Source organism: Microcoleus sp. PH2017_12_PCY_D_A, assembly GCF_020738565.1.
Taxonomy (GTDB): Bacteria; Cyanobacteriota; Cyanobacteriia; order Cyanobacteriales; family Microcoleaceae; genus Microcoleus.
Window position 1 is genome coordinate 1 of the sequence record NZ_JAEQCI010000005.1, and the last position, 1,032, is coordinate 1,032.

The 1,032-nt window shown below is 41.2% G+C and carries 1 protein-coding gene; it reads right to left on the reverse strand.

The window, feature by feature from the left end:
• On the reverse strand, positions 1 to 894 hold an 894-nt coding region (locus JGK39_RS00060; protein WP_293299165.1), incomplete at its 3' end, for a hypothetical protein.
• Between the last annotated feature and the right edge of the window lie 138 nt (positions 895 to 1,032).

Below are 1,032 nucleotides of genomic sequence, written 5' to 3' on the forward strand. Positions count from 1 at the left end.
CATCCTAAATAAAGCTTCACAAAGTGCATAGTAATCTTCACATTCTTCGTTACCTTTACCGCCGGGAACCAAAAACTGTTTAGCAACCTTAAATTTTTTATTCATCTTGGCAATACCAAGATATTTATAAATTTCTTCGACTTGATCGCAGCAGTTCATAGGTTTGTATTTTTGGGGGTAATTGGGCAGGTTAGCTGGAAACTTAGGAGTAGGTGTTGGCGTTGGTGTTGGTGTTGGTGTTGGACAGTCTGGAAAATCTAAATACTCAAGAAATTCTTCTTTGTAATATACTGTTGACATAACCGTTCCCAAATTAGATGGAGCCCCTGGAGTAGGTTTAAATCCAGTTTCGTCAAATATAAAAAACCTTTCAAGAGAACTGGGATATACAAGCGTGTACGTTACGACTTTTTTGATGAGGCATTTTGCTTCATATGTGCGCCCATTAAAAACAGAGTAATGATACTGTGTCCAAGGAAATGGAGGCGCGCCGGAACGAGGGATTTTTACTAAATATAATAAATTGCTCGGTATAAAGATACTTTCTTTTGTCCAAGTATATTCTTTGGCAAAGTCTTGGGGATGACTGAAAAATCTTTCGACATACCGTCTCGCTTCAGCGAGCCTTCCGTTTCCGTTGTCGCCATCGTAACCGACATATTTCTCCCATGAGTTTTCTTTGGTAGTTGCCACATCAGCGGGAAGTATTTGATATGGCCCGCCGAACCAATCTCGCCATGCTACCGCTCTTACATAAACAAACGAGAAAGTACCGCAATCTCGACTCGGTGATGCCTGCCCTTGGGGAGTAGGAGTAGGAGTAGGACTAGGAGTAGCACTTATTTCCTTCTGTCCATCAGGTGCAAGAGTAATCCCTGTACTAATACCAGGCAATGATAGCCCCAATCGAACAGAAGTTTTACCATCTTTATCATTAGCGGGACTTAAACAAATTTTAAGCCCAAACCAAGCCTAAACTCGCTTTATAAGCGGAGAATACGTCCCAATTTTGGTTCAACCATTTTACAAACC